24 protein-coding genes and 4 tRNA genes are annotated in these 25,465 nt (G+C 64.3%); 15 read left to right on the top strand and 13 right to left on the bottom strand.

All coding sequences use genetic code 11. From position 1 onward, the window contains the following. Positions 1-35: 35 nt before the first annotated feature. Positions 36-1,274 (bottom strand): dicarboxylate/amino acid:cation symporter, encoded by a 1,239-nt coding sequence (locus tag ACLHZ1_RS14595; RefSeq protein WP_427262668.1) that lies wholly within the window; start codon positions 1,272-1,274, stop codon positions 36-38. A 269-nt stretch (positions 1,275-1,543) separates the two neighbouring features. Here ACLHZ1_RS14595 and ACLHZ1_RS14590 point away from each other — a divergent pair, with 269 nt between their 5' ends. Together ACLHZ1_RS14590 and ACLHZ1_RS14585 are read left to right on the top strand one after the other, a co-directional pair. Continuing rightward, positions 1,544-1,828: a pyrimidine/purine nucleoside phosphorylase gene (locus tag ACLHZ1_RS14590; protein ID WP_041994066.1), complete on the top strand. Its 285-nt coding sequence runs from the start codon at positions 1,544-1,546 to the stop codon at positions 1,826-1,828. Positions 1,829-1,957: 129 nt separating this feature from the next. Next, positions 1,958-2,455 (top strand): GNAT family N-acetyltransferase, encoded by a 498-nt coding sequence (locus ACLHZ1_RS14585; RefSeq protein ID WP_427262667.1) that lies wholly within the window; start codon positions 1,958-1,960, stop codon positions 2,453-2,455. Between the two features lie 62 nt (positions 2,456-2,517). Here the strand turns inward: ACLHZ1_RS14585 and fabB are convergent, their stop codons facing one another. Then, the gene (fabB, locus tag ACLHZ1_RS14580; protein ID WP_408795475.1) at positions 2,518-3,729 is read right to left on the bottom strand and encodes a beta-ketoacyl-ACP synthase I; all 1,212 of its coding nucleotides are present in this window, start codon (positions 3,727-3,729) and stop codon (positions 2,518-2,520) included. A 90-nt stretch (positions 3,730-3,819) separates the two neighbouring features. On the opposite strand from fabB, the gene mnmC reads away from it, so the two are divergent. Further along, positions 3,820-5,835 (top strand): bifunctional tRNA (5-methylaminomethyl-2-thiouridine)(34)-methyltransferase MnmD/FAD-dependent 5-carboxymethylaminomethyl-2-thiouridine(34) oxidoreductase MnmC, encoded by a 2,016-nt coding sequence (mnmC, locus tag ACLHZ1_RS14575; RefSeq protein ID WP_427262666.1) that lies wholly within the window; start codon positions 3,820-3,822, stop codon positions 5,833-5,835. A 96-nt stretch (positions 5,836-5,931) separates the two neighbouring features. Here mnmC and ACLHZ1_RS14570 read toward each other — a convergent pair whose 3' ends face one another. Further along, entirely contained in the window at positions 5,932-6,543 is a 612-nt protein-coding gene (locus ACLHZ1_RS14570) for a DUF922 domain-containing protein (protein ID WP_427262665.1), read from the bottom strand. Between the two features lie 329 nt (positions 6,544-6,872). Between ACLHZ1_RS14570 and dcuC the strand changes: the two genes are divergently transcribed. The 5 genes from dcuC (at position 6,873) to ACLHZ1_RS14545 (ending at position 13,215) form a co-directional block, all read left to right on the top strand. Beyond that, entirely contained in the window at positions 6,873-8,225 is a 1,353-nt protein-coding gene (dcuC, locus tag ACLHZ1_RS14565) for an anaerobic C4-dicarboxylate transporter DcuC (protein WP_427262664.1), read from the top strand. A 94-nt stretch (positions 8,226-8,319) separates the two neighbouring features. After that, complete coding sequence (locus tag ACLHZ1_RS14560) at positions 8,320-9,978, top strand: bifunctional metallophosphatase/5'-nucleotidase (RefSeq protein WP_427262663.1); 1,659 nt, start codon at positions 8,320-8,322, stop codon at positions 9,976-9,978. A gap of 208 nt (positions 9,979-10,186) precedes the next feature. Further along, the gene (locus ACLHZ1_RS14555; protein WP_427262662.1) at positions 10,187-11,830 is read left to right on the top strand and encodes a hypothetical protein; all 1,644 of its coding nucleotides are present in this window, start codon (positions 10,187-10,189) and stop codon (positions 11,828-11,830) included. A 108-nt stretch (positions 11,831-11,938) separates the two neighbouring features. Beyond that, complete coding sequence (locus ACLHZ1_RS14550; RefSeq protein WP_427262661.1) at positions 11,939-12,442, top strand: M48 family metallopeptidase; 504 nt, start codon at positions 11,939-11,941, stop codon at positions 12,440-12,442. A 35-nt stretch (positions 12,443-12,477) separates the two neighbouring features. Further along, a complete protein-coding gene (locus ACLHZ1_RS14545) occupies positions 12,478-13,215 on the top strand; it encodes a DUF2927 domain-containing protein (RefSeq protein WP_427262699.1) in 738 nt (245 codons plus the stop codon). Positions 13,216-13,329: 114 nt separating this feature from the next. Here ACLHZ1_RS14545 and ACLHZ1_RS14540 read toward each other — a convergent pair whose 3' ends face one another. Beyond that, positions 13,330-13,578 (bottom strand): DinI-like family protein, encoded by a 249-nt coding sequence (locus ACLHZ1_RS14540; RefSeq protein WP_111874629.1) that lies wholly within the window; start codon positions 13,576-13,578, stop codon positions 13,330-13,332. A gap of 72 nt (positions 13,579-13,650) precedes the next feature. Continuing rightward, the gene (locus ACLHZ1_RS14535; RefSeq protein WP_427262660.1) at positions 13,651-14,544 is read right to left on the bottom strand and encodes a LysR family transcriptional regulator; all 894 of its coding nucleotides are present in this window, start codon (positions 14,542-14,544) and stop codon (positions 13,651-13,653) included. A gap of 113 nt (positions 14,545-14,657) precedes the next feature. Here ACLHZ1_RS14535 and ACLHZ1_RS14530 point away from each other — a divergent pair, with 113 nt between their 5' ends. Genes ACLHZ1_RS14530 through ACLHZ1_RS14520 form a run of 3 tightly spaced genes read left to right on the top strand, consistent with a single transcriptional unit; the run spans position 14,658 to position 17,457 of the window. Then, complete coding sequence (locus tag ACLHZ1_RS14530) at positions 14,658-15,809, top strand: methionine aminotransferase (protein WP_427262659.1); 1,152 nt, start codon at positions 14,658-14,660, stop codon at positions 15,807-15,809. 8 nt (positions 15,810-15,817) lie between these two features. After that, entirely contained in the window at positions 15,818-16,633 is an 816-nt protein-coding gene (locus tag ACLHZ1_RS14525) for a carbon-nitrogen hydrolase family protein (RefSeq protein WP_427262658.1), read from the top strand. Between the two features lie 53 nt (positions 16,634-16,686). Further along, positions 16,687-17,457 carry an ABC transporter substrate-binding protein gene (locus ACLHZ1_RS14520; protein ID WP_427262657.1) on the top strand — a complete coding sequence of 257 codons (771 nt, stop codon included), beginning with the start codon at positions 16,687-16,689 and terminating at the stop codon, positions 17,455-17,457. A gap of 70 nt (positions 17,458-17,527) precedes the next feature. Here ACLHZ1_RS14520 and ykgO read toward each other — a convergent pair whose 3' ends face one another. The 6 genes from ykgO to ACLHZ1_RS14490 form a co-directional block, all read right to left on the bottom strand. Then, positions 17,528-17,653, bottom strand: a complete 126-nt coding sequence (gene ykgO, locus ACLHZ1_RS14515) for a type B 50S ribosomal protein L36 (RefSeq protein ID WP_005909330.1) — start codon at positions 17,651-17,653, stop codon at positions 17,528-17,530. After that, positions 17,650-17,919: a type B 50S ribosomal protein L31 gene (locus ACLHZ1_RS14510; protein ID WP_408795452.1), complete on the bottom strand. Its 270-nt coding sequence runs from the start codon at positions 17,917-17,919 to the stop codon at positions 17,650-17,652. The genes ykgO and ACLHZ1_RS14510 overlap by 4 nt, the downstream gene beginning before the upstream one ends. A 292-nt stretch (positions 17,920-18,211) precedes the next feature. Further along, a tRNA-Leu gene (locus ACLHZ1_RS14505) sits at positions 18,212-18,294 on the bottom strand. A 55-nt stretch (positions 18,295-18,349) separates the two neighbouring features. After that, positions 18,350-18,425: transfer RNA gene (locus tag ACLHZ1_RS14500), tRNA-His, on the bottom strand. Positions 18,426-18,463: 38 nt separating this feature from the next. Beyond that, positions 18,464-18,540, bottom strand: a tRNA-Arg gene (locus ACLHZ1_RS14495). A 62-nt stretch (positions 18,541-18,602) separates the two neighbouring features. Then, a tRNA-Pro gene (locus tag ACLHZ1_RS14490) sits at positions 18,603-18,679 on the bottom strand. A gap of 212 nt (positions 18,680-18,891) precedes the next feature. On the opposite strand from ACLHZ1_RS14490, the gene folD reads away from it, so the two are divergent. Beyond that, a complete protein-coding gene (gene folD, locus ACLHZ1_RS14485; protein ID WP_427262656.1) occupies positions 18,892-19,746 on the top strand; it encodes a bifunctional methylenetetrahydrofolate dehydrogenase/methenyltetrahydrofolate cyclohydrolase FolD in 855 nt (284 codons plus the stop codon). A 91-nt stretch (positions 19,747-19,837) separates the two neighbouring features. On the opposite strand, the gene ACLHZ1_RS14480 is transcribed toward folD, so the two are convergent. Continuing rightward, the gene (locus tag ACLHZ1_RS14480; protein ID WP_427262655.1) at positions 19,838-20,749 is read right to left on the bottom strand and encodes a LysR family transcriptional regulator; all 912 of its coding nucleotides are present in this window, start codon (positions 20,747-20,749) and stop codon (positions 19,838-19,840) included. A 101-nt stretch (positions 20,750-20,850) separates the two neighbouring features. On the opposite strand from ACLHZ1_RS14480, the gene ACLHZ1_RS14475 reads away from it, so the two are divergent. Next, positions 20,851-21,489 carry an NAD(P)-dependent oxidoreductase gene (locus ACLHZ1_RS14475; protein WP_427262654.1) on the top strand — a complete coding sequence of 213 codons (639 nt, stop codon included), beginning with the start codon at positions 20,851-20,853 and terminating at the stop codon, positions 21,487-21,489. 159 nt (positions 21,490-21,648) lie between these two features. Here the strand turns inward: ACLHZ1_RS14475 and asd are convergent, their stop codons facing one another. Continuing rightward, the gene (asd, locus tag ACLHZ1_RS14470; RefSeq protein WP_427262653.1) at positions 21,649-22,764 is read right to left on the bottom strand and encodes an aspartate-semialdehyde dehydrogenase; all 1,116 of its coding nucleotides are present in this window, start codon (positions 22,762-22,764) and stop codon (positions 21,649-21,651) included. Positions 22,765-23,101: 337 nt separating this feature from the next. Between asd and sugE the strand changes: the two genes are divergently transcribed. Continuing rightward, positions 23,102-23,416, top strand: a complete 315-nt coding sequence (sugE, locus tag ACLHZ1_RS14465; RefSeq protein WP_427262652.1) for a quaternary ammonium compound efflux SMR transporter SugE — start codon at positions 23,102-23,104, stop codon at positions 23,414-23,416. A gap of 130 nt (positions 23,417-23,546) precedes the next feature. Next, positions 23,547-25,307, top strand: coding sequence for a 30S ribosomal protein S12 methylthiotransferase accessory factor YcaO (ycaO, locus tag ACLHZ1_RS14460; RefSeq protein WP_427262651.1), 1,761 nt, complete (start codon positions 23,547-23,549; stop codon positions 25,305-25,307). Positions 25,308-25,465 lie beyond the last annotated feature (158 nt).

Here is a 25,465-nt window from a genome sequence, read left to right as displayed (position 1 = left end):
GGTGAGCAGGGCGCTATGCCTTGCCCCCTCCCCGCTTATTTCTGCCAGCGGGCAGCATCGTAGTCCGGGCTGAACCTGTCCACTATGATGGCGCAGGCCGCATCCCCGGTGATGTTGAGGGCGGTACGGATCATGTCGAACAGACGATCCAGGGCGAACAGCAGGGGCAGCCCCTCGATGGGGATCCCTGCGGCCAGCAGCACGGCCACCACCAGGAAGCTCGGCCCCGGCACCCCGGCCTGGCCGATGGCGCCCAGGGTGGAGGTCAGTATGATGGCGACCCAGGCCCCCAGGGAGAGATCGATGTTGAACACCTGGGCGAAGAAGATGGCGACCAGACCATAATAGATGGCGTTGCCGCTCATGTTGATGGTCGCCCCCAGGGGCAGCACGAAGGCGGCGGTGCTGTTGCTGACTTTCAGCTCCTTCTCGCACACTTCCATGGTGACCGGCAGGGTCGCCATGGAGGAGGCGGTGGAGAAGGCGACGACCTGGGCCTTCTTCATGGCCGACAGGTACTTGAGCACAGGGGTATTGGAGAAGACGGCGATCAGCAGCGGATAGACGATGAAGCCGAACACCAGGATGGCGGCCACGTACACGGCAAACAGATTGAACACCAGGGAGAGCACATCGAAGCCGTAGGTACCGATGGCATCGGCCATCAGACCAAAGACACCGAACGGCGCCACCAGCATCACCTTGTTGATCATCCAGACGAAGGCGTCGACCAGGGTGTTGAGACCATCCACCAGCGGCTTGGCACGGGCGGCCGGCTGCTTGGCCAGGGCGATGCCGAGGAACAGGCAGAACACCAGGATCTGCAGAATGTTCGCCTCGTTGAGGGACTGGAAGACGTTGGTCGGGATCATGCCAAGCAGGGTGGCGATGGCATCGGGCAGTTCACCCTTGTCGGCATACTCGCCGGAGAAGAGGGATTTCATCGAGCTGAGATCGACGCCGGTGCCCGGCTGGAACACCTGCCCCATCACCAGGGCCAGGAAGACGGCCAGGGCGGAGGTGCCGAGGAAGAACAGCAGGGTGCTGCCCCCTATCTTGCCCGCCGCCGGGCTGGCACCCAGGTTGGCGGCGCCCGAGATGATGGCCACCGCCACCAGGGGGATCACCAGCATCTTGATGAGCTGGATAAACAGACTGCCGAGGGGGGCAAACATGGCGGCTTGCTCGCCCATGAGCACACCAACCAGCGCCCCCAGCAGCATGGCAACCACGACCTGGAAGCCAATGTTCTTAATGAGTCCTTTAGTTAACACAAAATGTTCCTTTTGCGAATAAATGTCACACTTTCCCAGTGCAATTAGCCAGACAGGGGAATGAACTCCTGCTCATTCCCCTGCCGGGCGGATTTATCTCATATTTATCTGCTGTTTTGAATCGCTAATTCATGACGCTGATATATTGATAAGTTTGCAATAAAGTTAAGATTCAAAAGAAACACGCCTAAAAAACATCATTTTGCTATGCCCATTAACAGGATTCTGTGCTAGCTTGACCCGGTAACCGCATAAACAGGGATAGAAAGATGCTGAAAGTAAACGAATATTTTGACGGAAATGTAAAATCCATCGGCTTTGATCAAAATGGTGAGCAATCCACGGTGGGTGTCATGGCCGCCGGGGATTACCTGTTCAACACCGGTGCCCCCGAGCGCATGACGGTGGTCAAGGGCAGCCTGACCATACAGCTGGCCGGATCCAGCGACTGGCAACGCTACGATCAGGGGCAATCCTTCGAGGTGCCCGGCAACTCCTCCTTCTCCCTCAAGGTGAGCAGCCCCAGCGCCTATCTGTGCGAATTTCTCGGCTGAGCCGGCGCATCAGCACCCTAATATCGCGAGGGGCCAAGGCCCCTCCTGCCATGGCAACCCCAGCCCTCTTCTCTTTGCCCCCTTCCTTGGTTAAGCTGTCAGGCCGACACAAAGATTCAAACGAACGTCATGAGCATCCAGATCCGCTCCATTTCGCCACAGGATTGGCCCCAGATCATGGCCATTCAGGCCGAGTGCTATCACCAGCTGACCCCCGAGCCCCTCAGTGTCATGAGCAACAAGGCCGAGCTGGCCCCCGACTGCTGCTGGGTTGCAGAGCGTCAGGGCCGGGTGCTCGGCTACCTGCTCTGTCACCCCTGGCGCGCCAACCAGCCGCCGCCGCTCTCCGTCACCATGACGGCGCTGGCCGGGGCACAGGAGTTCTATCTGCACGATCTCGCCGTCTCGGCCGAGGCGCGCGGCATGGGGGTGGGCCAGCGCCTGCTCGCCACCGCCCTCGCCTATGCCAGCGATGAGGGGTTCCGGCATGCCGGGCTGGTGGCGGTGCAGGATGCCCCGGCCTTCTGGCGCAAGCAGGGCTTTGTCCCCTCTGCCACCGCAAAATCCCTGGCGGAATATGGGGAGGGCGCCGTCTATATGCGGCTGCCTTTGACCGAACCGGCCTGAGGCCCAGTTCAAGCCCAATAAAAAAGGCGCCTTTCGGCGCCTTTTTTCACTTCCTCGGTGCATCAAGCCTTGAACTTGCTGAACACCAGGGAGGCGTTGGTACCGCCAAAGCCGAAGCTGTTGGACATGACGGTATTGAGGTCGGCGGCTTCGTACTCGCGCACTATGGGCAGGCCCACGGCTTTTTCGTCCAGGTGCTCGATGTTGATGCTGGGGGCGATGAAGCCGTGTTCCATCATCAGCAGGGAGTAGACGGCCTCGTGCACGCCGGCGGCGCCCAGGGCATGGCCGGTCATCGCCTTGGTGGCGGAGAGCTTGGGCGCATTGCTGCCAAACAGGGTCTGGATGGCTTCCAGCTCCTTGGTATCACCGACCGGGGTGGAGGTACCGTGGGTGTTGATGTAGTCCACGGAGCCGACGTCCTGCATCGCCATCTTCATGCAACGCACCGCGCCTTCACCGCTCGGGGCCACCATGTCGTAACCGTCGGAGGTGGCGCCGTAACCGGTGATCTCGGCGTAGATGTGGGCACCGCGGGCCAGGGCATGTTCCAGCTCCTCGACCACCAGGATGCCGCCGCCACCTGAGATGACGAAGCCGTCGCGATCCGCATCATAGGTGCGGGAGGCTTTTTCCGGGGTGTCGTTGTACTTGGTGGAGAGCGCGCCCATGGCATCGAACTGGATGGTGGAAGACCAGTCCAGCTCCTCGCCGCCGCCGGCGAAGACGATGTCCTGCTTGCCCAGCTGGATCAGTTCCAGCGCATGACCGATGCAGTGGGCAGAGGTGGCGCAGGCGGAGCTGATGGTGTAGTTGACACCCTTGATCTTGAACGGGGTGGCCAGGCAGGCGGAAGTGGTGGAGGACATGGTGCGCGGCACCATGTAGGGCCCTACCCGCTTGACGCCCTTTTCACGGGCGATGTCCGCAGACTCGGAGGTGTTCTTGCCGGAGGCGCCGCCGGAGCCAACCACGATGCCGGTACGCTCGTTGGAGACCTGATCTTCGGGCAGGCCGGCGTCAGCGATGGCCTGCTCCATGGAGAGGTAGGCGTAGGCCGCGGCGTCACCCATGAAGCGCATGACCTTGCGGTCGATCAGTTCGGACGGATCGAGTTTGATGTTACCCCAGACACGGCTGCGCAGGTTGTATTGTTCAAACTGCTCGGAATAGGTGATGCCGGATTTACCTGCTTTCAGGGAGGCCAGCACTTCTTCCTTGTTGTTGCCGATACTGGAGATGACGCCGATACCGGTGATCACTGCTCTTCTCATTAATTCATCTCGTCTGGAAAAACTGGCGCCAAGTCTACCCGCTTTCGGCTGCCAAACTGGTCTGCTTTCACGTAGAATGCCCGCGATTTGGTGACGCGAGCAGAGGAAAACGTGAGTCAAACATCCTTACATCATGCCCGATTGGACTGGAATGAAGCGGGAACTCCGGTTTCCAGCGACTTCGGGGATGTCTACTTTTCCAATGATAACGGTCTAAGTGAAAGCCGCTACGTCTTTTTGCTGCAAAATGGGCTACCGGCACGATTCTGCCACCACGACAGTGACAGTTTTGTGGTGGGTGAAACAGGTTTTGGCACCGGCCTTAACTTTCTCGCCACAATGGCCGCTTTTCTGGAACATGCCCCCCAACACGGCAACGGCTCCCGTCTGCACTTCATCAGCGTCGAAAAATACCCCCTCACCCAGGCCGATCTTGGCAAGGCCCTAGCGGCCTGGCCCGAGCTGGCCCCCTTGAGCGCCGAGCTCATCGCCCAGTGGCCGCTGGCGGTCGCTGGCTGCCATCGGCTGCTGTTCGCCGCTGGCCGGGTGCGGCTCGATCTCTGGCTCGGCGACATCGAGGATGCCTTGCCCCAGTGGCCCTGCCCCGCCGATGGCCTGATCGATGCCTGGTATCTCGACGGCTTTTCCCCCGCCAAGAACCCCGAGATGTGGACCCAGGGGCTGTTTGACCATCTGGCCCGTCTCGCCCGCCCCAGCGCCAGCGTCGCCACCTTCACCTGTGCCGGCTTCGTACGCCGGGGCCTCATCGCCGTCGGTTTCAGCATGGCCAAGGTGAAGGGTCATGGCAGCAAGCGGGAGATGCTGGCAGGCCATCGCCAGGACAAGCAGGCGGATGCCAGCCTGGCGCCCGCCTATCCACGTCCGGCGGGCCGTCCCGGCGAGGTGCTGATCATAGGCGGCGGCATCGCCTCGGCCATGACGGCGCTCTCTCTGGTGGAGCGGGGCCGCCATGTCCGGCTCCTGTGCGAGGATGGCGAGCCGGCCACCGGCGCCTCCGGCAACCGCCAGGGGGCCCTCTATCCCCTGCTCAATGGCGAGCACGACGCCCTGTCGCGCTTCTATTCCCTCGCCTTCGGCTTTGCCAGAAGCCGGCTGCTGGCCCTGGCCAAGCGCCACCCCGTCGCCTTCGATTTGTGCGGCGTCACCCAGCTCGGCTACGACCAGAAGTCGGCGCAAAAACTGGCGAAGATGGCCCTGGGCCCCTTCCCCCCCGCGCTGATGCACCCACTCTCTGCAGCTGAGGTCGAACAGGGGGTCGGCCTGCCCTGTGGCGTGGACGGCGTCAGCTACCCCCTCGGCGGTTGGCTCTGCCCGGCGGATCTCACCCGCGCCGCCCTCGATGAGGCCCAGGCCGGCGGCCTGTTGCAGCTTGAGTACCACGCACCGGTAAGCACCATTTGCGAACAGGCGGACGGCTGGCGGGTGGAGAGCCAGGACGGCCGCCACTGGCAGGCCCCCAACCTGGTGGTGGCGGTCGGGCATCAGTTGCCAGCCCTCCTCCCCTTTGCCGAGCTCCCCCTCTACCCGGTGCGCGGCCAGGTGAGCCATGTGCCCACCACGGCCAGCTTACGCCTCCTCAAGACGGTGCTCTGCTACGATGGCTACCTCACCCCGGCCCACGACGGCGCGCACTGCATCGGCGCCAGCTATGGCCGCAACCAGAGCAACCTCGTATTCAGTGCCGAGGAGCAGGTCCAGAACCGGGCGCGGCTGCAAGCCTGCCTGCCGCAGCAGGCCTGGCCTGCCGAGGTGGATGTGAGCGACGACCAGGCCCGCGTCGGGGTGCGCTGCGCCAGCCGGGACCATCTGCCGGTGGTGGGGCCCATCCTCCGGCTCGACGCCCTGCGCGCGCTGGACTCGCTGCCGCTCAAGGCGCGTCCGGCGCAGACCCTGGCCACCTATCCCGGTCTCTTTGTGCTGGGGGCCCTGGGCTCCCGGGGTCTCTGCTCGGCCCCCCTGTGCGGCGAGCTGCTCGCCAGCGAGATCTGCGGCGATCCCCTGCCCCTGGCCTGGGATCTGCTGGCCGCCCTGCACCCCGCCCGCTACTGGGTGCGCAAATGGCTCAAGGGCAAGCCGGTCGGCTGAGCCGCGGGGCGCCAGGGCCCCATAACGAGACGCCGCCAGTGGCTTGCCCCTGGCGGCGTCTTGCAATGCCTCTCTTCGGCCCAGCAAGGGCCCTGCTCAGGGGGAGAGCGGCCAGCTCAGCCCCAGTCTGCGGCCATGATCCGTCTGTTCGGCGAGGCGGGCGAAGCGGGACTTGGCTTGCGCCAGCAGGGCTCGTCCCTGCAGATCCCCCTGGTGGCGCAGGGCGGCGCAGTCATTGCTTGGGGGAAGCTGGGCGAGCTTGTAACCGATGGCGCTGGCGGTCTCCTGCACTATGTCCTTGTGGCGGCTCTCATAGTCGAGCATGGCGCCGAGCATGATGTTCCAATTCTGCTGCTCCGCCACGCTCGCCCTGGACTTGTTGACCCACTCGGGCACCATCACCTTGATCCGGGTCCTGACCCTGACCTCCTTGAGGTCGCAACGCCCCGCCAGGGGATAGGCCAGCATGGTCCAGTCGAGCCGGTAGCTGGCCATGCCGAGCCCCTGCTGACCGACGCTCCCCTTGGGGCCGAGCCGCGCAGCCTGGGCCAGGGCGGCCTGCATGCTGGTCCCCTTCACCTTGTAGAACTGGAAGTCGACCCGGATATCCGGCTCTATCCTGACCCCGACGTAATGGGTCGGGGCGGCGCCGACCGCGGCGGCCCACAGCAGACTCGCTCCCCAACCCAGGTTACCCAACTTGCCCATGGTGCTCTACGCCGCCTTATCGTTGTCATCTGACCGGTGAATGTCATGAATAATCAATATATTAATTAACTGACGCCCTGCGCAAGTCTCATCATGATACCCGGCGCGCATCTGCGCAAGTCGCCATGGCCCTATGGTCAGGGCTTGGGGTGCCATGGACCACCTTCTGGCCGCTCAATCGCGCGTCCCCACCTCTTCACCCCATGATTTGCTGACCTTAATCAAATCAGCAGACCAATTTGCTGGTTACATTAGCATTCATCGCATAAATGGCTACCGCAGCGCGAACCAGCCTCACCGACTCTCCCTTGACCCACAGGATCCTGAATATGGTTGAACTCACGATTGGCACCCTGGTTACCCTCATGGTGGGTCGCTGCATCTTCAAGGGCTATTCGGCCACCGGCATACTGCTCGGCGGCGGCCTGCTGCTGCTGGCCATCACGGCGCTGCTCGGCAAACCTGTGCTGTCAGAGAGCGTCCCCACCACGGGCAACGTGGTGACCGACATCTTCGAATACGTGCGCTTCCTGCTCAACAGCCGGGGCGGCGGCCTGGGCATGCTGATCATGGTGCTGTGCGGATTCGCCGGCTACATGAGCCACATCGGCGCCAACACCATGCTGGTCAAGCTCGCCAGCAAGCCCCTTGGCGTCATCAAGTCTCCCTACGTGCTGCTGGTGGCCGCCTATCTGGTGGCCTGCGCCATGTCGCTGGCGGTGAGCTCGGCCACCGGCCTCGGGGTCTTGCTGATGGCGACCCTGTTCCCGCTGATGGTCAACATGGGGATCTCCCGCGGCGCCGCGGCGGCGGTGTGCGCCTCCCCGGCCGCCATCATCCTCTCTCCCACCTCGGGGGACGTGGTGATGGCCGCCGAGGCCGCCAACATGGCGCTCATCGACTTTGCCTTCAAGCTGACCCTGCCCATCTCCCTGGCCGCCATCGCCGCCATGGCCGTGGCCCACTTCTTCTGGCAGCGTTTTCTGGACAAGCGCTCCGGCGAGGTGAACGAGCGGGTGGCGGCAGGGGATCTCATCACCACTGCCCCCGCCTATTACGCCATATTGCCGTTTGCCCCCATCATCGGGGTGCTGATCTTCGACGGCAAGCTGGCCCCCCTGCTCGATATCGTCACCATCATCGTCATGTGCCTGACCCTGAGTGCCCTGCTGGAGCTGGCCCGCCATAGGGATGGCAAGGGGCTGCTCGACGGCCTGCAGGTGTGCTGGCGCAACATGGCCGACGCCTTCGCCGGCGTGGTCATGCTGCTGGTGGGCGCCGGCGTGTTCGCCCAGGGGCTGATGACCATCGGCTTCATCGACACCCTGCTCGCCCAGGCTCAGGATCTGGGCAGCGGCGGCGCCATCATGATGCTCTCCCTGGTGGTGATCACCACCCTGGCCGCCTTCACCACGGGCTCGGGCAATGCCCCCTTCTACGCCTTCGTGGAGCTGATCCCCAACCTGGCCAGCTCCCTGGGCATCAATCCCGCCTATCTGGTGATCCCCATGCTGCAGGCCTCGAACCTGGGCCGCACCATCTCCCCGGTCTCCGGGGTGGTGGTCGCCTGCTCCGGCATGGCCAACCTCTCGCCGTTCGAGGTGGTCAAGCGCACCTCGGTGCCGGTGGCCGTCGGCCTGGCCGTGGTGCTGATCGCCACCCAGATCATGGTACCCGCCTGACACACCTTCCCCGGCCCGACCATGGGCCGGGCTGGTATCCCCGCCCGTACCTGAGGTAGACTCTTGGCCTTCTTTCCCCTAAAGGAGGACCGATATGAGTACGACGGTTCAACTTGCCCATTTCAGCGACTGTCACTCCCATTTCGATGGTGCCCAGGTGCGTTTTTGCCCCCCCGGCGAGCCCCAATGGCTCTGCCAGAGCGGTGGCTATGCCCGCCTGATGACCCGTGTCCGTCAGCTCAGGGCCGAGGCGGCCGCAGCCGGCACCCCTTTCCTGCTGCTCCATGGGGGCGACACCTTCCAGGGCTCCCTCTACTTCAACCGTTTCAAGGGGCGCGCCAACGCGGATCTGCTGCGCCTGCTCGCCCCCGATGCCATGGTGCTCGGCAACCATGAGTTCGATCTGGGCAACGGCCCCCTGGTGGAGTTCCTGCGCCAGATTGATTTCCCCGTGCTCGCCGCCAACCTGGACAGCAGCCAGGAGCCCGTCGATACCCCCCTGCCCCTGCGAGGCCTGCCCCATCTCCATGATGCCAGCCAGCCCTGGCTGGTGCGCACACTGGGGGGCGTGCGTTTCGCCCTGCTCGGCATCACACTGCCCCAGATGGCGGACATCGCCAACCCGGACGAGCACACCCGTTTTCATGGCGTGAGCCAGACCCTGACCCGCCAGCTGGGCCAGATCCGCGCCGCCGGCATCCGCCACATCATACTGCTCAGTCACCTGGGGCTGGAGCAGGACAAGCTGCTGGCCGAGCGCTTCCCCGAGCTGAGCCTCATCATCGGCGGCCACACCCACAGCCTGCTCGGCGATCTCGCCCCCCTGGGGCTGCGAAGCGAGGGGGACTATCCCCTGATGGTCAACCGGGTCGCCATTCTCCACGCGGGCCACAGCGCCCAGAGCCTGGGGGTGTGCGAGCTGGACTTCGATGAGCAGGGCCGGGTCAGCCAGGGCCGGGGCCGCATCGAGTGGTTCCCCTGGCAGCCCTGGCCCTATGCCAGCCCCGCTCCCGCCAACCTCCATTTCTGCGCGCCGGATCCCCTCATCGAGGATCACATGGCGCGCCGTTATCGCCCCGCCCTCGAGGAGATGGCGGCCAGGACGGTGACCCGGCTGCCCGAGCCGTTGCTGCATCAGCGGATCCCGGACGCCAGGCTGCCCCACGGCAGCCAGGTGGCGCCCCTGGTCGCGGCCGCCATGCTGGCAGGGGCCCGCGAGCAGGTGGGCCGGGTCGATTTCGCCCTGCACAATGGCGGTGGCGTGCGCTGCTCCCTCGAACCCGGTCCTCTCAGCGAGGCGGACATCGCCGGGCAGCTGCTCCCCTTCGCCATTCCTCTGACCCTCTATCGGGTGCATGGCCATGAACTGGCAGAGGCCCTGGAAGGCGCCATCGACAATGCCACCGACAACGGGGTGACAGGCAATGGCAGCGGCAGCTTCCCCTATACCGCCGGGGTGCGCTTTCACTACCTGGCCGAGCTGCCCAAGGGGCAGCGCATCCGCCAGCTGGAGTGGGAGTCCAATCCGGGTCACTGGCAGCCGGTGGAGAAGGAGGGAGTCTATCGCGGCGTCTCCAGCGCCTATACCGCCTCCGGCAAGGAGGGGTATACCGCCCTAACGCGCACCCTGACCCAGCACAACCAGGAGCTCGGCATCACCCTGGCCGATGCCTTCATCCGCTGGGCGCGCCAGCACCCGACCCTGCCTGCCCCCGCCCCCCTGATCCACTACCGGCCTCACTCCTGGGCCTGAATCGGCAAGCCTGGGCATGGCCGCCCCACCGGGGGGCGGGGCTTCCTCGCGACAGGGGCGATAAGTGGCTGTTTTTAGTCCGGGAATGCCCCTGTGAGGGGCGCCGGGCGGGAATATTTGCATCCCGCCCTGCGCCCCCATTGCATCAAAGGCCCAGGCTCGGCAAGATAGGCCCGCTTTCGCATGCTCAGGCACAGGATCAGGCTTCATGAATCACTCCATCCGTTTCTCCTCGTCGCGCAACAATCCGCCGCTGCGCCCCCTCGCCATCCTGTTGACCGGCCTCATCGCCTGCCTGTTTTGCCTGCGCAATCCGCTCTTCTATGGCATGGCTCCCGGCTTCGATGCCTCGCTGTTCGCCGTCATGGGCAAGATGTGGCATGAAGGGGGTGTGCTCTATCGCGACATGATCGACATCAAGGGCCCCATGATCTTCGCCCTGGATGCCCTGGGTTACTGGCTGGACGGTTTTCGCGGCATCTGGCTGCTGGAGCTCATCCTGTGCTGGCTCGGCCTGCTGGCGAGCTGGCAGGCCTTCAACCAGCTCGCCCTCTCCTTTCGCGCCCGCCTCGGCGCCATGCTGGCGGTACTGGCCCTGTACGGCACCCGTTACTACTACGGCAACATGACGGAGGACTGGACGTTTCATCTGGCCCTGCTCGCCCAGTGGGCCTTCATCACCCTGCTGCTGGACAAGGAGTTTCGCTGGTGGCCGGCCCTGGTGGCCGGGCTCAGCTTCGCCATCGTCGCCTGGATGCGCACCAACAACGGCGCCCTCTGGGGGGCCTGGTATCTGGTGCTGTTCTGCCAGTGGTGCCTGCGCGAACAATGGCGCGATGCCCTGCTGCTGCTGCTCTCCAGCCTGCTGGGCCTGGCCCTGATTGGCGGCCCTCTCTATGGCTATTTCCAGCACCATGGGCTGCTGGCCGACTTCAAGTACTACGCCTTCGACATCTTCTTCGAGGGGAGCTATGGCAATGGCTTCTCCGTCTATGTGGGGGCGGTCGGCCTGCTGCGCACCGGCCTCGTCATGCTGCTCCCCCCCTTCATCCTCCTGATGCTGAGCCGACGCCAGGAGTGGTATCTGCCCGCCCTGATCGCCACCCTGCTGGGGGTGCTGTTCACCCTGATCGCCAACTCGGTGTCGGGCCATGTGTTCGATCACTATGATGTGCTCTACCTGCCACTGGGGCTGCTGCCGCTGGCCTGTCTGCTCGATCGCAGCGAGCGCCATAGCGATCTCATGGGCCTGTTTTGCATCTCTCTGGTGGTGCTCACCGCCAGCTGGCTGCTGGCCCAGCAGCTGGTCTTTGGCTGGAGCAACAAGGAGTGGAGCCTGGATCGGGTGAGCGAGGTGCTGGGGACCAGCCTGCTGTGGGCCTTGCCCGTGCTGATCCTGCTGCCTCTGTGGCGGGCCTGGGATGTGCGATCCGCCACCCCCTGGCTCGCCACCCTGGCCATGCTGGCCCTGATGATCAACAACGCCTGGGATGGCACCCAGAAGGGTCGCCCCTTCAATGCCACCGCCCAGGTGCGGGTCGATCGCATCCTGGCCGAGACCACCCCGAGCGACAGGATCTGGGTCGACGCCATCCAGCCCCAATATTATCTGTGGACCGATCGCCAACCCGCCTCGGCCTATCTGTTCTTCGCCAACGTCAATCCCCCCTATGACGTGCGCGAGCGGGTGCTGCAGGATCTGCAGCGCCAGCCCCCCAAGTTCATCATCGCCAAGGCGGAAAAAGTCGCCCTGGGGCGCCAGCCGTCCGCGCCCCCCTCCACCCAGGCCTTCTATCGCTACCTGGAGACCCACTATCGGGAGGTCGAGCCCGGTCTCTACCGCCGTCAGTGATCCCGGCGCGGCCGCGAGCCCCGGCAAGACCCGGATATAAATCAGGCCCCCCATTGGCTACAATGAGGGGCCTCTTCGTTTCATCCTTTTTCATCCGGCAGGAGTCCCATGACGGCATTGACCTATCTCGGCGGCTATCCCGAGCCCCTCAAGGCCCAGGTGTTGCAGCTGATCGCCCACGGCAAACTCGGTGAGTTTCTCGCCAAACGCTACCCGGACAGCCACCTCATTCAGAGCGACAAGGCCCTGCTCGCCTACACCCAGGAGCTCAAGAGCCGCTACCTCAAGAGTTCGGCCCCCCTCTCCAAGGTGATCTTCGATGGCAAGATCAACGTGATCAAGGATGCCCTTGGCCTGCACACCTATGTCAGCCGGGTGCAGGGCAACAAGCTCAAGGCCAAGAACGAGATCCGCATCGCCGCCCTGTTCAAGGCCGCCCCCCCGGCGTTTCTCAAGATGATAGTGGTCCATGAGCTGGCCCATATCCGGGAGAAGGAGCACAACAAGGCCTTCTACCAGCTCTGCCAGCACATGGAGCCGGATTACCACCAGCTGGAGTTCGATCTGCGGCTCTGGCTCACCTGGCGAGACCTGGAGAAGGGGGCGGGGTGAGGCTGCTCGCCTGCCTGCTGCTGCTCCTGCCCGCCATGGCCACCCAGGCCCTGGCGCACTGGCAGCAGGATGCCTATCTGATGGAGAGCTTCCAGCGGGTGGCCCTCGGGCGGGAATACAGGGACGCCGGGCCTGTCAGCTTCAACCGCTGGCGCGACCCCGTCAGGATCCACCTCATCAACGAGGTGGGGGACAAGCCGCTGCAGGCCGAGGTGGTGAAGATCCAGGCGGCCCACCTGGCCCGGATCACCGGCCACCCTGTCGCCCTCGCCAAGGGCGCGGCGGCGGCCAACCTCACCCTGGTGATGACCCGCCGCGCCAAGGTGGCGCAATGGGCCGAGCGCCTGATGGGCAAGAGCCCGAGTGTAAGCGCCGCCCTGGCCGATGGTCTCTGCCTGGCCAATTTTGTCACCGACAGGGAGGGGGCCATCCGCCGGGCCAGCATCATCATCCCGGTGGACGCCAGCCGGGACAAGGGGCGGTTTCTCGATTGCGTGGTGGAGGAGCTGACCCAGGTGATGGGGCTGCCCAACGACTCGGATGCCGTCTTCCCCTCCGTGTTCAACGATCGCAGCACGGACAGCTTCCTGACCGGGCTGGACTACCTGCTGCTCAAGATGGCCTATCACCCGGCCCTGCATCCGGGCATGAGCCAGGCCGAGGTGGCCGCCGCCCTGCCCGCTGTGCTGCGGGACCTCAAGGCAGATGGCGAGATCCGCGCCGCCAACCGCCGGGTCCAGACCCTCAGCCTCAAGGCCTGGGCCGGGCTCTAACCCGGCGCGATGCAGCAGAGACAGAGACAGGACAGCCTGGTCCCCGGATCCGGCGTGGGCGCATGGCCGGCCCCATGGAGGCGTTGGCGCCCATGGAGCAGGCGCCCACCCTTGTCAGGCGACGCTCGACTCCGGCATCCAACTCTCGGCGTTCTCCCACACCTCCTGCACCAGCTCCTCCAGCAGCTCTTTTTCCTCCTTGCTGGCCCGGGTGATGTTCAGGGCCATGTTGCTGCCCCCCGCCACCCGCACCTGGATATCGGGGAAACGGCGACCCAGCTGCTTGAGCAGCTCCTGCTCCAGAGCCGCCATGATGTCGGGGGAGACCTGTTTTTTCCTGTCGATGATGATTTCCAGACGCATACGCACCTCCGCTGTTGATACTGTAATTTTATACAGTATTTTTACCCCCTGTAAAGGGGGCAAGCGGAAAAGTCAGCGAAGCGGCTGAACGCTGTTGCACAACCACTCATGGACCCTGTGCACCCCGGCTCGCTGACTGTCGGGGCGCATCAAGAGGGCATATTCGTGATCCGTGCCGAGCACGGGGGCGAAGGGGGCCACCAGCACGCCGCTCTCCAGCTCCTCGGCCACTATGGTGGGATCCCCAAGGGAGATACCAAACCCCTGCAAGGCGGCATTCATCGCGAGATCCAGGGTATCGAACAGCTGGCCCCCCCTGGGGAGCCAGGGCGTCTCGACGAAGGCGGCGAACCAGTTGCGCCAGTCCCGTCGATCCGCGCTGGCATGGAGCAGCGGCAGCGTCAGCAGATCCGTGATGGGGCGCTCGAACAGCGCGTGTCTGGCGGCAAAGGCGGGGGCGCAGATGGGGGTGAGGCGTTCGCGAAACAGCGGCAGACTCTGGGGGGATCGCCCCTGGCAGGGCTGGTAGACGATGGCGAGATCGAAGGGCTCCCGGGAAAAGTCGATGCCGTGGCTGTGGCTGCCGCGCACCTCCACCGCCTCCCCCTCGCACGCCTGCAACTGCCGCAGCAGCCAGCGACTGGCGCAGGAGGGCACCTTGATGCTGATGGCCTGCTGCTGGGGCAGGGCTTGCAGGACGCCTAGCCCCTCCCCCATGCGGGCCAGCCCCTCGCTGACATAGGGCAACAACTGCTCGGCGGCCGGGGTCAGGGCGAGGCAGCGGGTGCCACGCAAGAAGAGGGGGTGACCGAGGCGCGCCTCCAGCTGGGCGATCTGCTTGCTCACCGCGCCCGGGCTCACGCACAGCTCATCGGCCGCCAGGGTGAAGCTCAGATGGCGGGCGGCGCACTCGAATACTTGCAGCCCGTAGAGGGGCAACTGGCTGCGAGGGGGGGACCATATCATGCAAGCCTCCATGCTTGAGATAAACTCACGCATACCATGCCGAATAATCCGTTGTCCGGCAAGAGAGCGAGGACTAAAAAGGGACATCTTTCAAACACTCAGGTGATGGTCCCATGTCCTCCCCTCGCATCCTCAGCAAACTGCCCCAGGTGGGCACCACCATCTTCAGCGTGATCGGGGATCTGGCCGCCCGCCATCCCAGCATCAACCTCTCTCAGGGGGCGCCGAGCTTTCCCTGCGATCCCGAGCTCATCCGGGTGACCCACGAGGCCATGCTGGCCGGGGAGAACCAGTATGCCCCCATGACGGGGCTGCCCGAATTGCGCGAGCAGCTGGCGGCCAAGATAGCGACCAGCTATGGCCACCACTATGACGCCGGCGAGGAAGTCACCATCACCGCCAGCGCCAGCGAGGCCCTGTTCTGCGCCATCACCGCCCTGGTCCACCCGGGGGACGAGGTGATCATGTTCGAACCGGCGTTCGACAGCTATCGCCCCATGATCCAGCTGCAAGGGGCCACCCCTGTGGTGATCGCCCTCAAGGCGCCGGACTTTGCCATCCCCTGGGATGAGGTGGCGGCCCGCATCACCCCGCGCACCCGCATGATAGTGCTCAACACCCCCCACAACCCCACCGGTACCGTCTGGCAGGCGGGGGATCAGGAGCAGCTCGCCCGCCTGGTGCGCGGCACCGACATCCTGATCCTCTCGGACGAGGTGTACGAGCACGTGGTGTTCGACGGCGCCCTGCACCAGAGCGTGATCCGCTATCCGGAACTGGTGGAGCGCGCCGTCGCCGTCTTCTCCTTCGGCAAGACCTTCCACGTCACCGGCTGGCGGGTGGGTTACTGCGTGGCGCCCCGCCCCCTGATGGAGGAGATCCGCAAGGTGCACCAATTCGCCATGTTCGCCGCCGACACCCCCATGCAGTACGGCTTCGCCCACCTGTTGCAGCAACCGGCCCACTACCAGGGGCTGGCGGCCTTCTATCAGCGCAAACGGGACCTGCTGGTCTCGGCCCTGGTGGACTCGCGTCTGACCCTGCTCCCCTCGGCCGGCAGCTTCTTCATGCTGGCGAGCTACGAGCGGGTAAGCGACGAGCCGGACAGCCTGTTCGTGCAGCGGCTCATCCGCGATCACGGGGTCGCCACCATTCCGGTCTCCGCCTTCTATCACGACGCCGCGGATCAGCGGGTCATCCGCCTCTCCTTCTCCAAGGATGACGACACCCTGCTGGCAGGCGCCGAGCGCCTGTGCGGCGTCTAGGAGGCACCATGGATTCTGTGCGCGTTGCCGTCCTGCAGATGGTGTCGGGGGACAGTCTCGACCACAACCTGGCCCAGGCCGAGGCGCTGCTGCGCCAAGCCGCGGCCGAGGGGGCCGAGCTGGCCCTGCTGCCCGAATACTTCTACCTGATGCCGGTTGACGAGCGGGCGCGGGTGGCCCTGGCCGCCCCCGTGAGCGATCACCCCCTGCTGGCCTGGGCCCGGGAGCTGGCCCAGGAGCTCGGGATCTGGCTGCTGGCTGGCACCCTGCCCCTTGAGAGCGACGAGCCCGGCAAGATGCACAACAGCAGCCTGCTGATCGACCCGCGAGGGCAGCTCGCCAGCCGCTACGACAAGCTGCACCTGTTTGGCTTTTGCACCGGGCAGGAGCAATATGACGAGGCCGCGACCATGAGCCCGGGTCGGGAGGTGGTGAGCCACCCCCTGCCCTGGGGCGTGCTGCGTTTGGGGATCTGCTACGACCTGCGCTTCCCCGAGCTGTTTCGCCTTGACCCTGCCCCCGACTTCATCGCCCTGCCAGCGGCCTTCACCCACACCACCGGACTGGCGCACTGGGAGCTGCTGCTGCGGGCCAGAGCGGTGGAAAACCTCGCCTTCGTGTTCGCCAGCGCCCAGGGGGGACACCACCCCAGCGGGCGCCGCACCTTCGGCCACAGCATGATCATCGATCCCTGGGGCCGGGTACTGGCCCAGGTAGAGGAGGGTCAGGGCATGGCCATCGCCACCCTGGATCTGGCGGCCCAGCGCAGGGTGCGCAGCCAGCTGCCCGCCCTCACCCATCGCAAGATAGCCGTCGGCCCTTGAGGCCGGCACCCTTTAGCACGCTAGGAATGACACCACACTTCAAGGGACTGACCATGAAACTCAACACCGCAATGATGCTGATGGCCCTGGCCACCGCAGGCCAGGCCGCCGCCAAACCCCTGGTGATCGCCACCGACGCCACCTATCCCCCCTTCGAGATGGTCGACAGCGACGGCAAGCTAGGCGGCTTCGAGGTGGATCTCGCTTATGCCCTGTGCGCGGCCATGAAGGCCGAGTGCGAGGTGATCAACCAGCCCTGGGATGCCCTGCTGCCGGGCCTGCAGGTGCGCAAATACGACGCCATCATGTCCTCCATGAACATCACGGATGAGCGGCGCCAGAAGGTGGACTTCAGCCAGGTCTACTACATGATGCAGAACCGCTTCGTGGGACGCAGCGACAAGGCGGCCGACTTTGCCGACACCCCCGAGCACTTCAAGGACAAGGTGATAGCGGTGCAGGAAGGGACGCCCCAGGACAACTTCATCACCGCCCGCTATGGCGAGGTGGCCAAGATCAAGCGCTACGTCAACGCCCAGTCCCCCATGCTGGATCTGCAGTCCAGCCGCGCCGACTACACCTTCGGCAACATGGTGCAGTTGAAGGTGGGCTTCCTCGACAAGGAGATGGGCAAGCAGTTCGCCTTCGTCGGTCCCCAGTTCAACGGCACCCAGGACAAGATCCTGGGAGAAGGGGTGGCGGTGGCCCTGCGCAAGAAGGATGACAAGCTCAAGAGCCGGTTCGATGCCGCCATCGAGAGCGTCAAGGCCGATGGCACCTTCGATCAGCTGCTCAAGAAGTACCAGCTCGAAGATCTGCTCTGAGTCGGATCCAATGGCGATAACAGAAGAGGGGGCGATCGGATCGCCCCCTCTTCATGCATGCCAGAACAGGTTACCCCTGGCGCGCCTTGAAACGCGGGTTGCTCTTGCAGATCACGAACAGCTTGCCGCGCCGCCGCACCAGCTGACAGTCAGGATGGCGTGTCTTGGCGGATTTGAGAGAGGCGAGTACCTTCATGCCGCCCCCTGCTTGCCGAGAAACGCGCCGAAGCGCTGACCAAAACGGGCCACCTGGCCTTCGCTGCCCACCTGCTTCTGCTTGCCGGTGTAGAAGGGATGGGAGGCACTGGAGACATCCAGGGTCAGATAGGGGTACTCCTTGCCGTCCTGCTCCCACACCTGGGTGCGATCCGTCTTGAGGGTGGATCCCACCAGGAAATAGGTATTGGCCGTCACATCGTGAAACAGCACCTGACGGTATTCGGGATGAAGATCGGGTTTCATTATGGCCTCAAGTGTTATGTTATAACGAAACCTAGATTATCCCAATCAAGAACCATTATCAATAGCAGAACCAAAGTGGCGACAAGGCCACCGGCATGGGCCCTGCTCGCCCACGGCCCACGGATACGCGCACCAGATGGGCAACGCGTCGGCATGAGGATTCGGTATGGCGAGAGCAGTGGACATGGTGGGCAAGCAGTCAAGTGGAGGGCACCACAGGGGTGACAGATGCAAAAAGGCCCGTCATTGACGGGCCTTTTTGTGCCGGAGACTCCGGCTTGTCATCGAGACATGGTGCGGAAGGAGAGACTCGAACTCTCACGCCTGGGCGCCAGAACCTAAATCTGGTGCGTCTACCAATTTCGCCACTTCCGCGAAGAGAGTCACTGCTCACCACCAGCCAGCAGGCCAGGCAAACAGAGAGAGATAATGGGGTGGCTGATGGGGCTCGAACCCACGACAACCGGAATCACAATCCGGGACTCTACCAACTGAGCTACAGCCACCACTGAAAAACACTATTGCCATGCTTGGCAAAGCAAGATGGCGCGCCCTGCAGGATTCGAACCTGCGACCCACGGCTTAGAAGGCCGTTGCTCTATCCAACTGAGCTAAGGGCGCATTTATCCAATGTTTTCATACTTACCGGGTTTGCCCCAGTGCCATGAAACACATAGGTAAAATGGTCGGTGATAAAGGATTCGAACCTTTGACCCTCTGGTCCCAAACCAGATGCGCTACCGGGCTGCGCTAATCACCGAAATACATGTGCAAGGTTGCCAACAGCTTATCCGCGATAAGGCGGATGGGCAACGGGCGGGCATCATACCCAAGCGCCAAAGCCAGCGTCAACGAATTTTTCCGCCAATAAATTCAAGTGCCTACTTCTTGCCCGCCCGTGTCACGCCGCTAACACCCGGGCTAAAAAAATGCGACAATACGCACAGTTGAACCCATGGTGAGTGAAGAACGATGTCTGCCAAAATCATTGACGGAAAACAGGTTGCGCAAACGATTCGCAGCCAGGTGGCGAAAGAAGTCCAGCAGCGGCTGGCCGCAGGAGAGCGTGCCCCCGGGCTCGCGGTGATCCTGGTGGGCGCGGATCCCGCGTCCCAGGTCTATGTCGGCAGCAAGCGCCGCGCCTGTGAGGAGGTGGGATTTGTCTCCCGCTCCTATGATCTCAGCGCCGAGGCGAGCCAGGCGGAGTTGCTGGCCCTGATCGACCAGCTGAACCAGGATGGGGACGTCGACGGCATTTTGGTACAACTGCCCCTGCCCGCCCACTTCGACACCACTCAGGTGCTGGAGCGGATCCGTCCCGACAAGGACGTCGATGGCTTCCACCCCTACAACGTCGGCCGACTGGCCCAGCGGATCCCGGCCCTACGCCCCTGCACCCCCAAGGGGATCATGACCCTGATCGAGGCCACCGGCGTCAAGACCCACGGCCTGCACGCCGTCGTGGTCGGCGCCTCCAACATCGTCGGCCGCCCCATGACACTCGAGCTGCTGCTGGCCGGTTGCACCACCACCACCTGCCACCGCTTCACCCAGGATCTGGAAGCCCAGGTGCGCCGTGCCGACCTGCTGGTGGTCGCGGTGGGCAAGCCCAACTTCATCCCGGGTGAGTGGGTCAAGCCCGGCGCCCTGGTGATCGATGTCGGCATCAACCGCCTCGCCGATGGCTCCCTGGTGGGGGATGTGGAGTTCGAAACCGCCCGCAGCCATGCCGCCTTCATCACCCCGGTACCGGGCGGGGTCGGCCCCATGACGGTCGCCAGCCTGATGGAAAACACCCTGATCGCCTGTCGCGATTACCACCGCTGATCCCGTCTGCCGCCATCGAGCCACAAGGCAGGCCCAGGCCTGCCTTCTCTTTTTGTGTCCGCCCCTTTATATGCTCACCCCAAAGCGCCGCTCACCCCGGCCTTGACTGGCGCCCACGCCCTCCCCCCTGGCCAAAATAGTCCTGCAACGCCGTCAACACCCGACGTACTTTCTGGGAAACCTCCCGCTCGGGGGTGATGGCATGGATAGCCATAGGGGCCATCCGGTAGGCGGGCAGTACCTCCTGCAAGCGTCCCAGAGCCAGATCCTCGCTCACCTCCCCCTCCGGCAGCAGGGCGATCCCCTGCCCCGCCAGGGCAAACTGGCGCAGGGGCAGCACATTGTTGCAGATGACCCGCCGCACCAGCGTCAGCCCGTGGGGCTCTCCCTTCTCGTCCCTCAGCCACAGGACACCATCGATCGCGTCGGTCAGCAGCCAGTCATGGTCCGGCAACTCGGCCAGCTGCCTGGGCACCCCTCGCCTGGCCAGATAGGCGGGAGAGGCGCAGAGCAGCATGGAGGCCTCCCCGAGCCGGCGGGCCACCAGGCTGGAGTCGGCCAGGGTGCCGACCCGCAGCGCCACGTCGATCCGCTCCCTGAGCAAGTCTCGCTTGCCGTCATCGGCGATGATGGAGAACTGCAGCCCGGGATGGGCCGACAGCAAGGGGGCGAGCGCCTGGGCCAGCGGCAGCCCCGCCATGCCCACCGGCGCCGTGATCCGCACCTCCCCCACCAGGCTGTCGCGCAGCTCGCCGAGGCGCAGATCGATCTGATCCAGGGTCTGGCGCAATGACTGGCATCCCTGCCATACCACCTCCCCCGCCTCGGTCAGGCTGAGGCGGCGGGTGGAGCGATGCAGCAGGGTGAGGCCCAGCAAACCCTCCAGCTGGCCGATATGCTGACTGACGGCGGAGGGGGTCATGCCGAGGGCCTTGGCGGCCCCCGTCATGGTGCCCGCCTCCACCACGGCGGCGAAGATGGCGTAACGCTTGAGCTGATCCATTATTAAATCCAGCTTACAAGTGAATGCATTTTATGTTGGATTATTAAATCACATCCGGGGGCGTAGGATAGCCCCATTCCCACAGTGAAGGAGAATCTCCCATGAAAATTGCTCTGATCGGTGCCAGCGGTTTTGTCGGATCCGCCATCCTGAGCGAAGCCATCAGCCGTGGCCACAGCGTCACCGCCATCGTGCGCGACGTCGGCAAGCTGGCCCCTCACCCGCAGGTCACCGCCGTGGCGGTGGATGCGCAGGATCCCCAGGCCCTAGCCGCCGTGCTCGAGGGGCACGACAGGGTGATCAGCGCCTACAACCCGGGTTGGAGCACGCCGGATATCTACGATCAGTACCTCAAGGGAGCCAGCGCCATCGTGGCCGCCGCCAAAGAGGCCGGGAGCTGGCTGCTGGTGGTCGGCGGCGCCGGCAGCCTGGAGATTGCCCCCGGCGTGCAGCTGGTGGACACCCCGGATTTTCCGGCCGAGTGGAAACAGGGGGCCCTGGCCGCCCGCGACGGCCTGACGGCGCTTCGCCGTGAAACCGCCCTCGACTGGCGTTTCCTCTCCCCGCCGGTGTTCCTGGAGCCCGGCGAGAAGCGCGGTGGCTATCGGCTCGGCGCCGATCAGGTGCTGTTCAGCGGTGAACAACCCGCCGGGATCCGGGTCGGCGATCTGGCGGACGGCGTGCTCAACGAGCTGGAGCACCCGACCCACCTGCGCCAGCGCTTCACCCTGGGCTACTGATCCACCGCGCCGCACGACAAGCAGGGAGGCCATGGCCTCCCGGCGCAGGCGCTCGGGGCAGCAAAAAGGGAAGGCAGACGCCTTCCCTTTTTCTATATCACCCCCCCGCAGGGGGGCGCGCTGAATGCCCCAGGGCCCTCAGTCGACGGTCACCCGGGCTCAACCACGGGCCAGCAGGATGCGCAGCATGCGGCGCAGCGGCTCGGCGGCGCCCCACAGCAGCTGATCCCCGACGGTGAAGGCCGCCAGGTACTCCGGGCCCATGTTCAGCTTGCGCAGGCGACCCACGGGGATATTGAGGGTGCCGGTCACCGCGGCCGGGGTGAGCTCCCGGGCGCTGATGTCGCGCTCGTTGGGGATCACTTTCACCCAGTCGTTGTGGGCGGCCAGCAGGGCTTCGATCTCGGCCAGCGGCACGTCCTTCTTGAGCTTGATGGTGAAGGCCTGGCTGTGGCAGCGCAGGGCGCCGATCCGCACGCACAGACCATCCACCGGAATGGCGGCGCCGTCGATCCCCAGGATCTTGTTGGTCTCCGCCTGCCCCTTCCACTCTTCCCGGCTCTGGCCGTTGTCGAGCCGGGTATCGATCCAGGGGATCAGGCTGCCGGCGAGCGGCACGCCGAAGTTGTCCACCGGCAGGTCGCCGGAGCGGGTCTTCTCGGTCACCTTGCGCTCGATATCCAGGATGGCGGAGGCGGGATCCGCCAGCTCCACCGCGACTTCGTCACGCAGCATGCCCATCTGGGTCACCAATTCCCGCATGTGGCGGGCACCGCCGCCGGAGGCGGCCTGATAGGTGGCCACGCTCACCCACTCCACCAGATCGGCCTTGAACAGGCCGCCCAGGGCCAGCAACATCAGGCTGACGGTGCAGTTGCCGCCGACGAAGGTCTTGATCCCCTCGTTCAGGGCCTGCTCGATCACCTCGCCATTGACCGGATCCAGGATGATGACGGCATCCTGCTCCATGCGCAGGGAGGAGGCGGCATCGATCCAGTAGCCCTGCCACCCGGCGGCTTTCAGGCGCGGATAGACATCCTTGGTGTAATCGCCCCCCTGGGCCGTGATGATGATCTCCTGCTCGGCCAGGGCCTCGATATCGAAGGCATCCTTGAGCAGACCGGCATCGACACCGAAGTTGGGGGCCGCCTCACCGGCCTGGGAGGTGGTGAAGAAGGTGGGCTGAATGTGCGCAAAATCCTGCTCTTCCTGCATCCGGCTCATCAGCACGGAACCCACCATGCCACGCCAACCGACCAAACCTACTTTTTTCATAATGTCCTACCCTGGATAGCTGCTAAATAGTGCGGATCCTCTACCCACCCGGCCCGAGAGGGCCACCACCACATGGCGAGGCCCGGGTGCCTGATGGGTAAAATTCTGCTGCGAAAAATGTGTCTATCCACATTACGGATTGTGGCGGACGGCGCAAGTCGATTTACGCAATATTCTCTGCCAGTTGCTGCAATACCCGGCAACGGCGGCCGGATAGCCCCCTGGCAGGGCCAATCCCGTTCTGGCAATATGACGCGACACGGCCCATGGCCCGGCGGGGACGACCCCGCTGCCTACCCCCTGGCAGGGACGACCCTGCCCCGTCTGGATACTCATCATGTCCTGGATCCTGTTGCTCGTCGCCGGCCTGTTCGAGGTCGCCTGGGCCATCGGCCTCAAATACACCGAGGGTTTCAGCCGTCCCCTCCCCACCCTGCTGACCCTGGGTGCCATGGGGGTAAGCGTGCTGCTGCTCGCCATGGCGGTCAAGCAGCTGCCCCTTGGCACCGCCTACGCGGTCTGGACCGGCATAGGCGCAGTCGGCACCGTGCTGATGGGGATCTGGCTGTTCAACGAACCGGCCACCCTGGCCCGGGTGCTCTGTCTGCTGCTGATCATCGGCGGCATCCTGGGGCTCAAGGTTATCGGCTGATCCCGCTTCCCTGACGCCGCCACGCAGAGCTTGTCCGTCCGGGCCCGGCCCGGTTTTTTGCCTGTCAAATGGCGTAACCCCTGCTATCATCTGCGGCCGAACATGAGCCAATAAACATCAGGACATTGTGATGACCGACCACACTTTTATTCCCGGCAAGGACGCGGCACTGGAAGACTCCATCGAGCGGTTCCAGACCAAGTTGCAGGCCCTAGGGTTTGATATCGAAGAGGCCTCCTGGCTCAACCCCGTGCCCAACGTCTGGTCCGTGCACATCCGGGACAAGGAGTGCGCCCTCTGCTTCACCAACGGCAAGGGTGCCAGCAAGAAGGCGGCCCTCGCCTCCGCCCTCGGCGAGTATTTCGAGCGTCTCTCCACCAACTACTTCTTCGCCGATTTCTATCTGGGCGAGCAGGTGGCGAACGGCGACTTCGTCCACTACCCGAACGAGAAGTGGTTCCCCATCGAGGGAGATCAGCTGCCGGCCGGTCTGCTCGACCCCTTCACCCGCAAGTTCTACAACCCGGACGGTGAAGTGACCGCCGACATGCTGGTGGACTTGCAATCCGGCAACGAGGAGCGCGGCATCGTCGCCCTGCCCTTCGAGCGCCAGTCCGACCACCAGACCGTCTATATCCCGATGAACATCATCGGCAACCTCTATGTCTCCAACGGCATGAGCGCCGGCAACACCAAGACCGAGGCCCGCACCCAGGCCCTGTCCGAGGTGTTCGAGCGCCACGTCAAGAACAAGATCATCGCCGAGGCCATCAGCCTGCCCGAGATCCCGAACGAGGTGATCGCCCGCTACCCCGGCATTGCCGCCTCCATCGCCGCGCTGGAGGCCGAAGGCTACCCCATCTACAGCTTCGATGCCTCCCTGGGCGGCCGTTATCCGGTCATCTGCGTGGTGCTGCTCAACCCGAGCAACGGCACCAGCTTCGCCTCCTTCGGCGCCCACCCGCGCTTCGAAGTGGCGTTCGAGCGCACCGTCACCGAACTGTTGCAAGGGCGTGGCCTGAAAGACCTGGATGTGTTCGTGCCGCCGTCGTTTGACAACGAGCAGGTGGCGGATCACCACAATCTGGAGACCCACTTCATCGACTCCTCCGGCCTCATCAGCTGGGATCTGTTCAAGCAGGAGTCCGATTTCGAATTTGCCGACTGGGATTTTCGCGGCACCTCCCAGCAGGAGTTCGATCACCTGCTCGGCATCTTCCACGAGCTGGAGCAGCCGGTCTACATCGCCGACTACGAGCACCTGGGGGTCTACGCCTGCCGCATCCTGGTGCCCGGCATGTCCGACATCTATCCGGCCGAGGATCTGCTGCTGGCCAACAACACCATGGGCGCCCACCTGAGGGAAACCATACTGGCCCTGCCCTCCCTGGAATGGGACGCCGAGCAGTACATGGCCTTCTATGACCAGCTGGAAGAGGAAGGGCACGACGAGCGCACCCGGGTGCGCGAGCTGCTCGGCATCGCCGCCGCCAAGGGCACCGCCCTGCACACCCTGCGGGTCGGCGAGCTGAAAGCCATGCTGGCCCTGGCGGCCGGCGAGCTGGAAACGGCGCTGGATCTCATCAACTGGACCATGGAGTACAACCAGTCGGTGTTCCCAAGCGATCGCGCCAACTACTACCGCGCCCTCAAGAGCTGCGTCGAGCTGTTCCTGGACACGGATCGCGATCCCGAACAGTACCGCGCCGTCTTCACCCGCATGTATGGCGAACAGACGCTGGCAGAGGCCTGGGCCCACGCCAGCGGCGAGGCCCGCTTCCACGGGCTGTCGAGCGCGGACGAATCCCTCAGCCAGTTCCCGCTGCACCAGAAGCTGCTGGCCGCCTACGAGAAGCTGCAAGTGGCCAAGGGTGCCGCCAACTGGCAGTAACCCTGAGGCAAACAAAAACCGGACCCATAATTGAAGTGAACCCCGAAAGTTGGACACCCAACGAGTAGGGGTTCTTCGTTTCTATGGGAAAGCAAAAATACTCGACCGACTTCAAACGTCAGGTCGTTCTTCACTATCTCAACGGTCATGACGGTGCC

The sequence above is a fragment of the Aeromonas sobria genome (assembly GCF_050266975.1).
In the GTDB taxonomy this organism is placed as follows: domain Bacteria; phylum Pseudomonadota; class Gammaproteobacteria; order Enterobacterales; family Aeromonadaceae; genus Aeromonas; species Aeromonas sobria_B.
This window is presented reverse-complemented; position numbering and strand designations above follow the sequence as displayed.

What these genes read in the sequence shown, in the direction of transcription:
- ACLHZ1_RS14590 (WP_041994066.1), top strand. Translation starts at nt 1,544, where the DNA reads ATGCTGAAAGTAAACGAATATTTTGACGGAAATGTAAAATCCATCGGC.
- ACLHZ1_RS14585 (WP_427262667.1), top strand. Translation starts at nt 1,958, where the DNA reads ATGAGCATCCAGATCCGCTCCATTTCGCCACAGGATTGGCCCCAGATC.
- fabB (WP_408795475.1), bottom strand. Translation starts at nt 3,729, where the DNA reads ATGAGAAGAGCAGTGATCACCGGTATCGGCGTCATCTCCAGTATCGGC.
- ACLHZ1_RS14570 (WP_427262665.1), bottom strand. Translation starts at nt 6,543, where the DNA reads ATGGGCAAGTTGGGTAACCTGGGTTGGGGAGCGAGTCTGCTGTGGGCC.
- dcuC (WP_427262664.1), top strand. Translation starts at nt 6,873, where the DNA reads ATGGTTGAACTCACGATTGGCACCCTGGTTACCCTCATGGTGGGTCGC.
- ACLHZ1_RS14560 (WP_427262663.1), top strand. Translation starts at nt 8,320, where the DNA reads ATGAGTACGACGGTTCAACTTGCCCATTTCAGCGACTGTCACTCCCAT.
- ACLHZ1_RS14555 (WP_427262662.1), top strand. Translation starts at nt 10,187, where the DNA reads ATGAATCACTCCATCCGTTTCTCCTCGTCGCGCAACAATCCGCCGCTG.
- ACLHZ1_RS14550 (WP_427262661.1), top strand. Translation starts at nt 11,939, where the DNA reads ATGACGGCATTGACCTATCTCGGCGGCTATCCCGAGCCCCTCAAGGCC.
- ACLHZ1_RS14545 (WP_427262699.1), top strand. Translation starts at nt 12,478, where the DNA reads ATGGCCACCCAGGCCCTGGCGCACTGGCAGCAGGATGCCTATCTGATG.
- ACLHZ1_RS14540 (WP_111874629.1), bottom strand. Translation starts at nt 13,578, where the DNA reads ATGCGTCTGGAAATCATCATCGACAGGAAAAAACAGGTCTCCCCCGAC.
- ACLHZ1_RS14535 (WP_427262660.1), bottom strand. Translation starts at nt 14,544, where the DNA reads ATGATATGGTCCCCCCCTCGCAGCCAGTTGCCCCTCTACGGGCTGCAA.
- ACLHZ1_RS14530 (WP_427262659.1), top strand. Translation starts at nt 14,658, where the DNA reads ATGTCCTCCCCTCGCATCCTCAGCAAACTGCCCCAGGTGGGCACCACC.
- ACLHZ1_RS14525 (WP_427262658.1), top strand. Translation starts at nt 15,818, where the DNA reads ATGGATTCTGTGCGCGTTGCCGTCCTGCAGATGGTGTCGGGGGACAGT.
- ACLHZ1_RS14520 (WP_427262657.1), top strand. Translation starts at nt 16,687, where the DNA reads ATGAAACTCAACACCGCAATGATGCTGATGGCCCTGGCCACCGCAGGC.
- ykgO (WP_005909330.1), bottom strand. Translation starts at nt 17,653, where the DNA reads ATGAAGGTACTCGCCTCTCTCAAATCCGCCAAGACACGCCATCCTGAC.
- ACLHZ1_RS14510 (WP_408795452.1), bottom strand. Translation starts at nt 17,919, where the DNA reads ATGAAACCCGATCTTCATCCCGAATACCGTCAGGTGCTGTTTCACGAT.
- folD (WP_427262656.1), top strand. Translation starts at nt 18,892, where the DNA reads ATGTCTGCCAAAATCATTGACGGAAAACAGGTTGCGCAAACGATTCGC.
- ACLHZ1_RS14480 (WP_427262655.1), bottom strand. Translation starts at nt 20,749, where the DNA reads ATGGATCAGCTCAAGCGTTACGCCATCTTCGCCGCCGTGGTGGAGGCG.
- ACLHZ1_RS14475 (WP_427262654.1), top strand. Translation starts at nt 20,851, where the DNA reads ATGAAAATTGCTCTGATCGGTGCCAGCGGTTTTGTCGGATCCGCCATC.
- asd (WP_427262653.1), bottom strand. Translation starts at nt 22,764, where the DNA reads ATGAAAAAAGTAGGTTTGGTCGGTTGGCGTGGCATGGTGGGTTCCGTG.
- sugE (WP_427262652.1), top strand. Translation starts at nt 23,102, where the DNA reads ATGTCCTGGATCCTGTTGCTCGTCGCCGGCCTGTTCGAGGTCGCCTGG.
- ycaO (WP_427262651.1), top strand. Translation starts at nt 23,547, where the DNA reads ATGACCGACCACACTTTTATTCCCGGCAAGGACGCGGCACTGGAAGAC.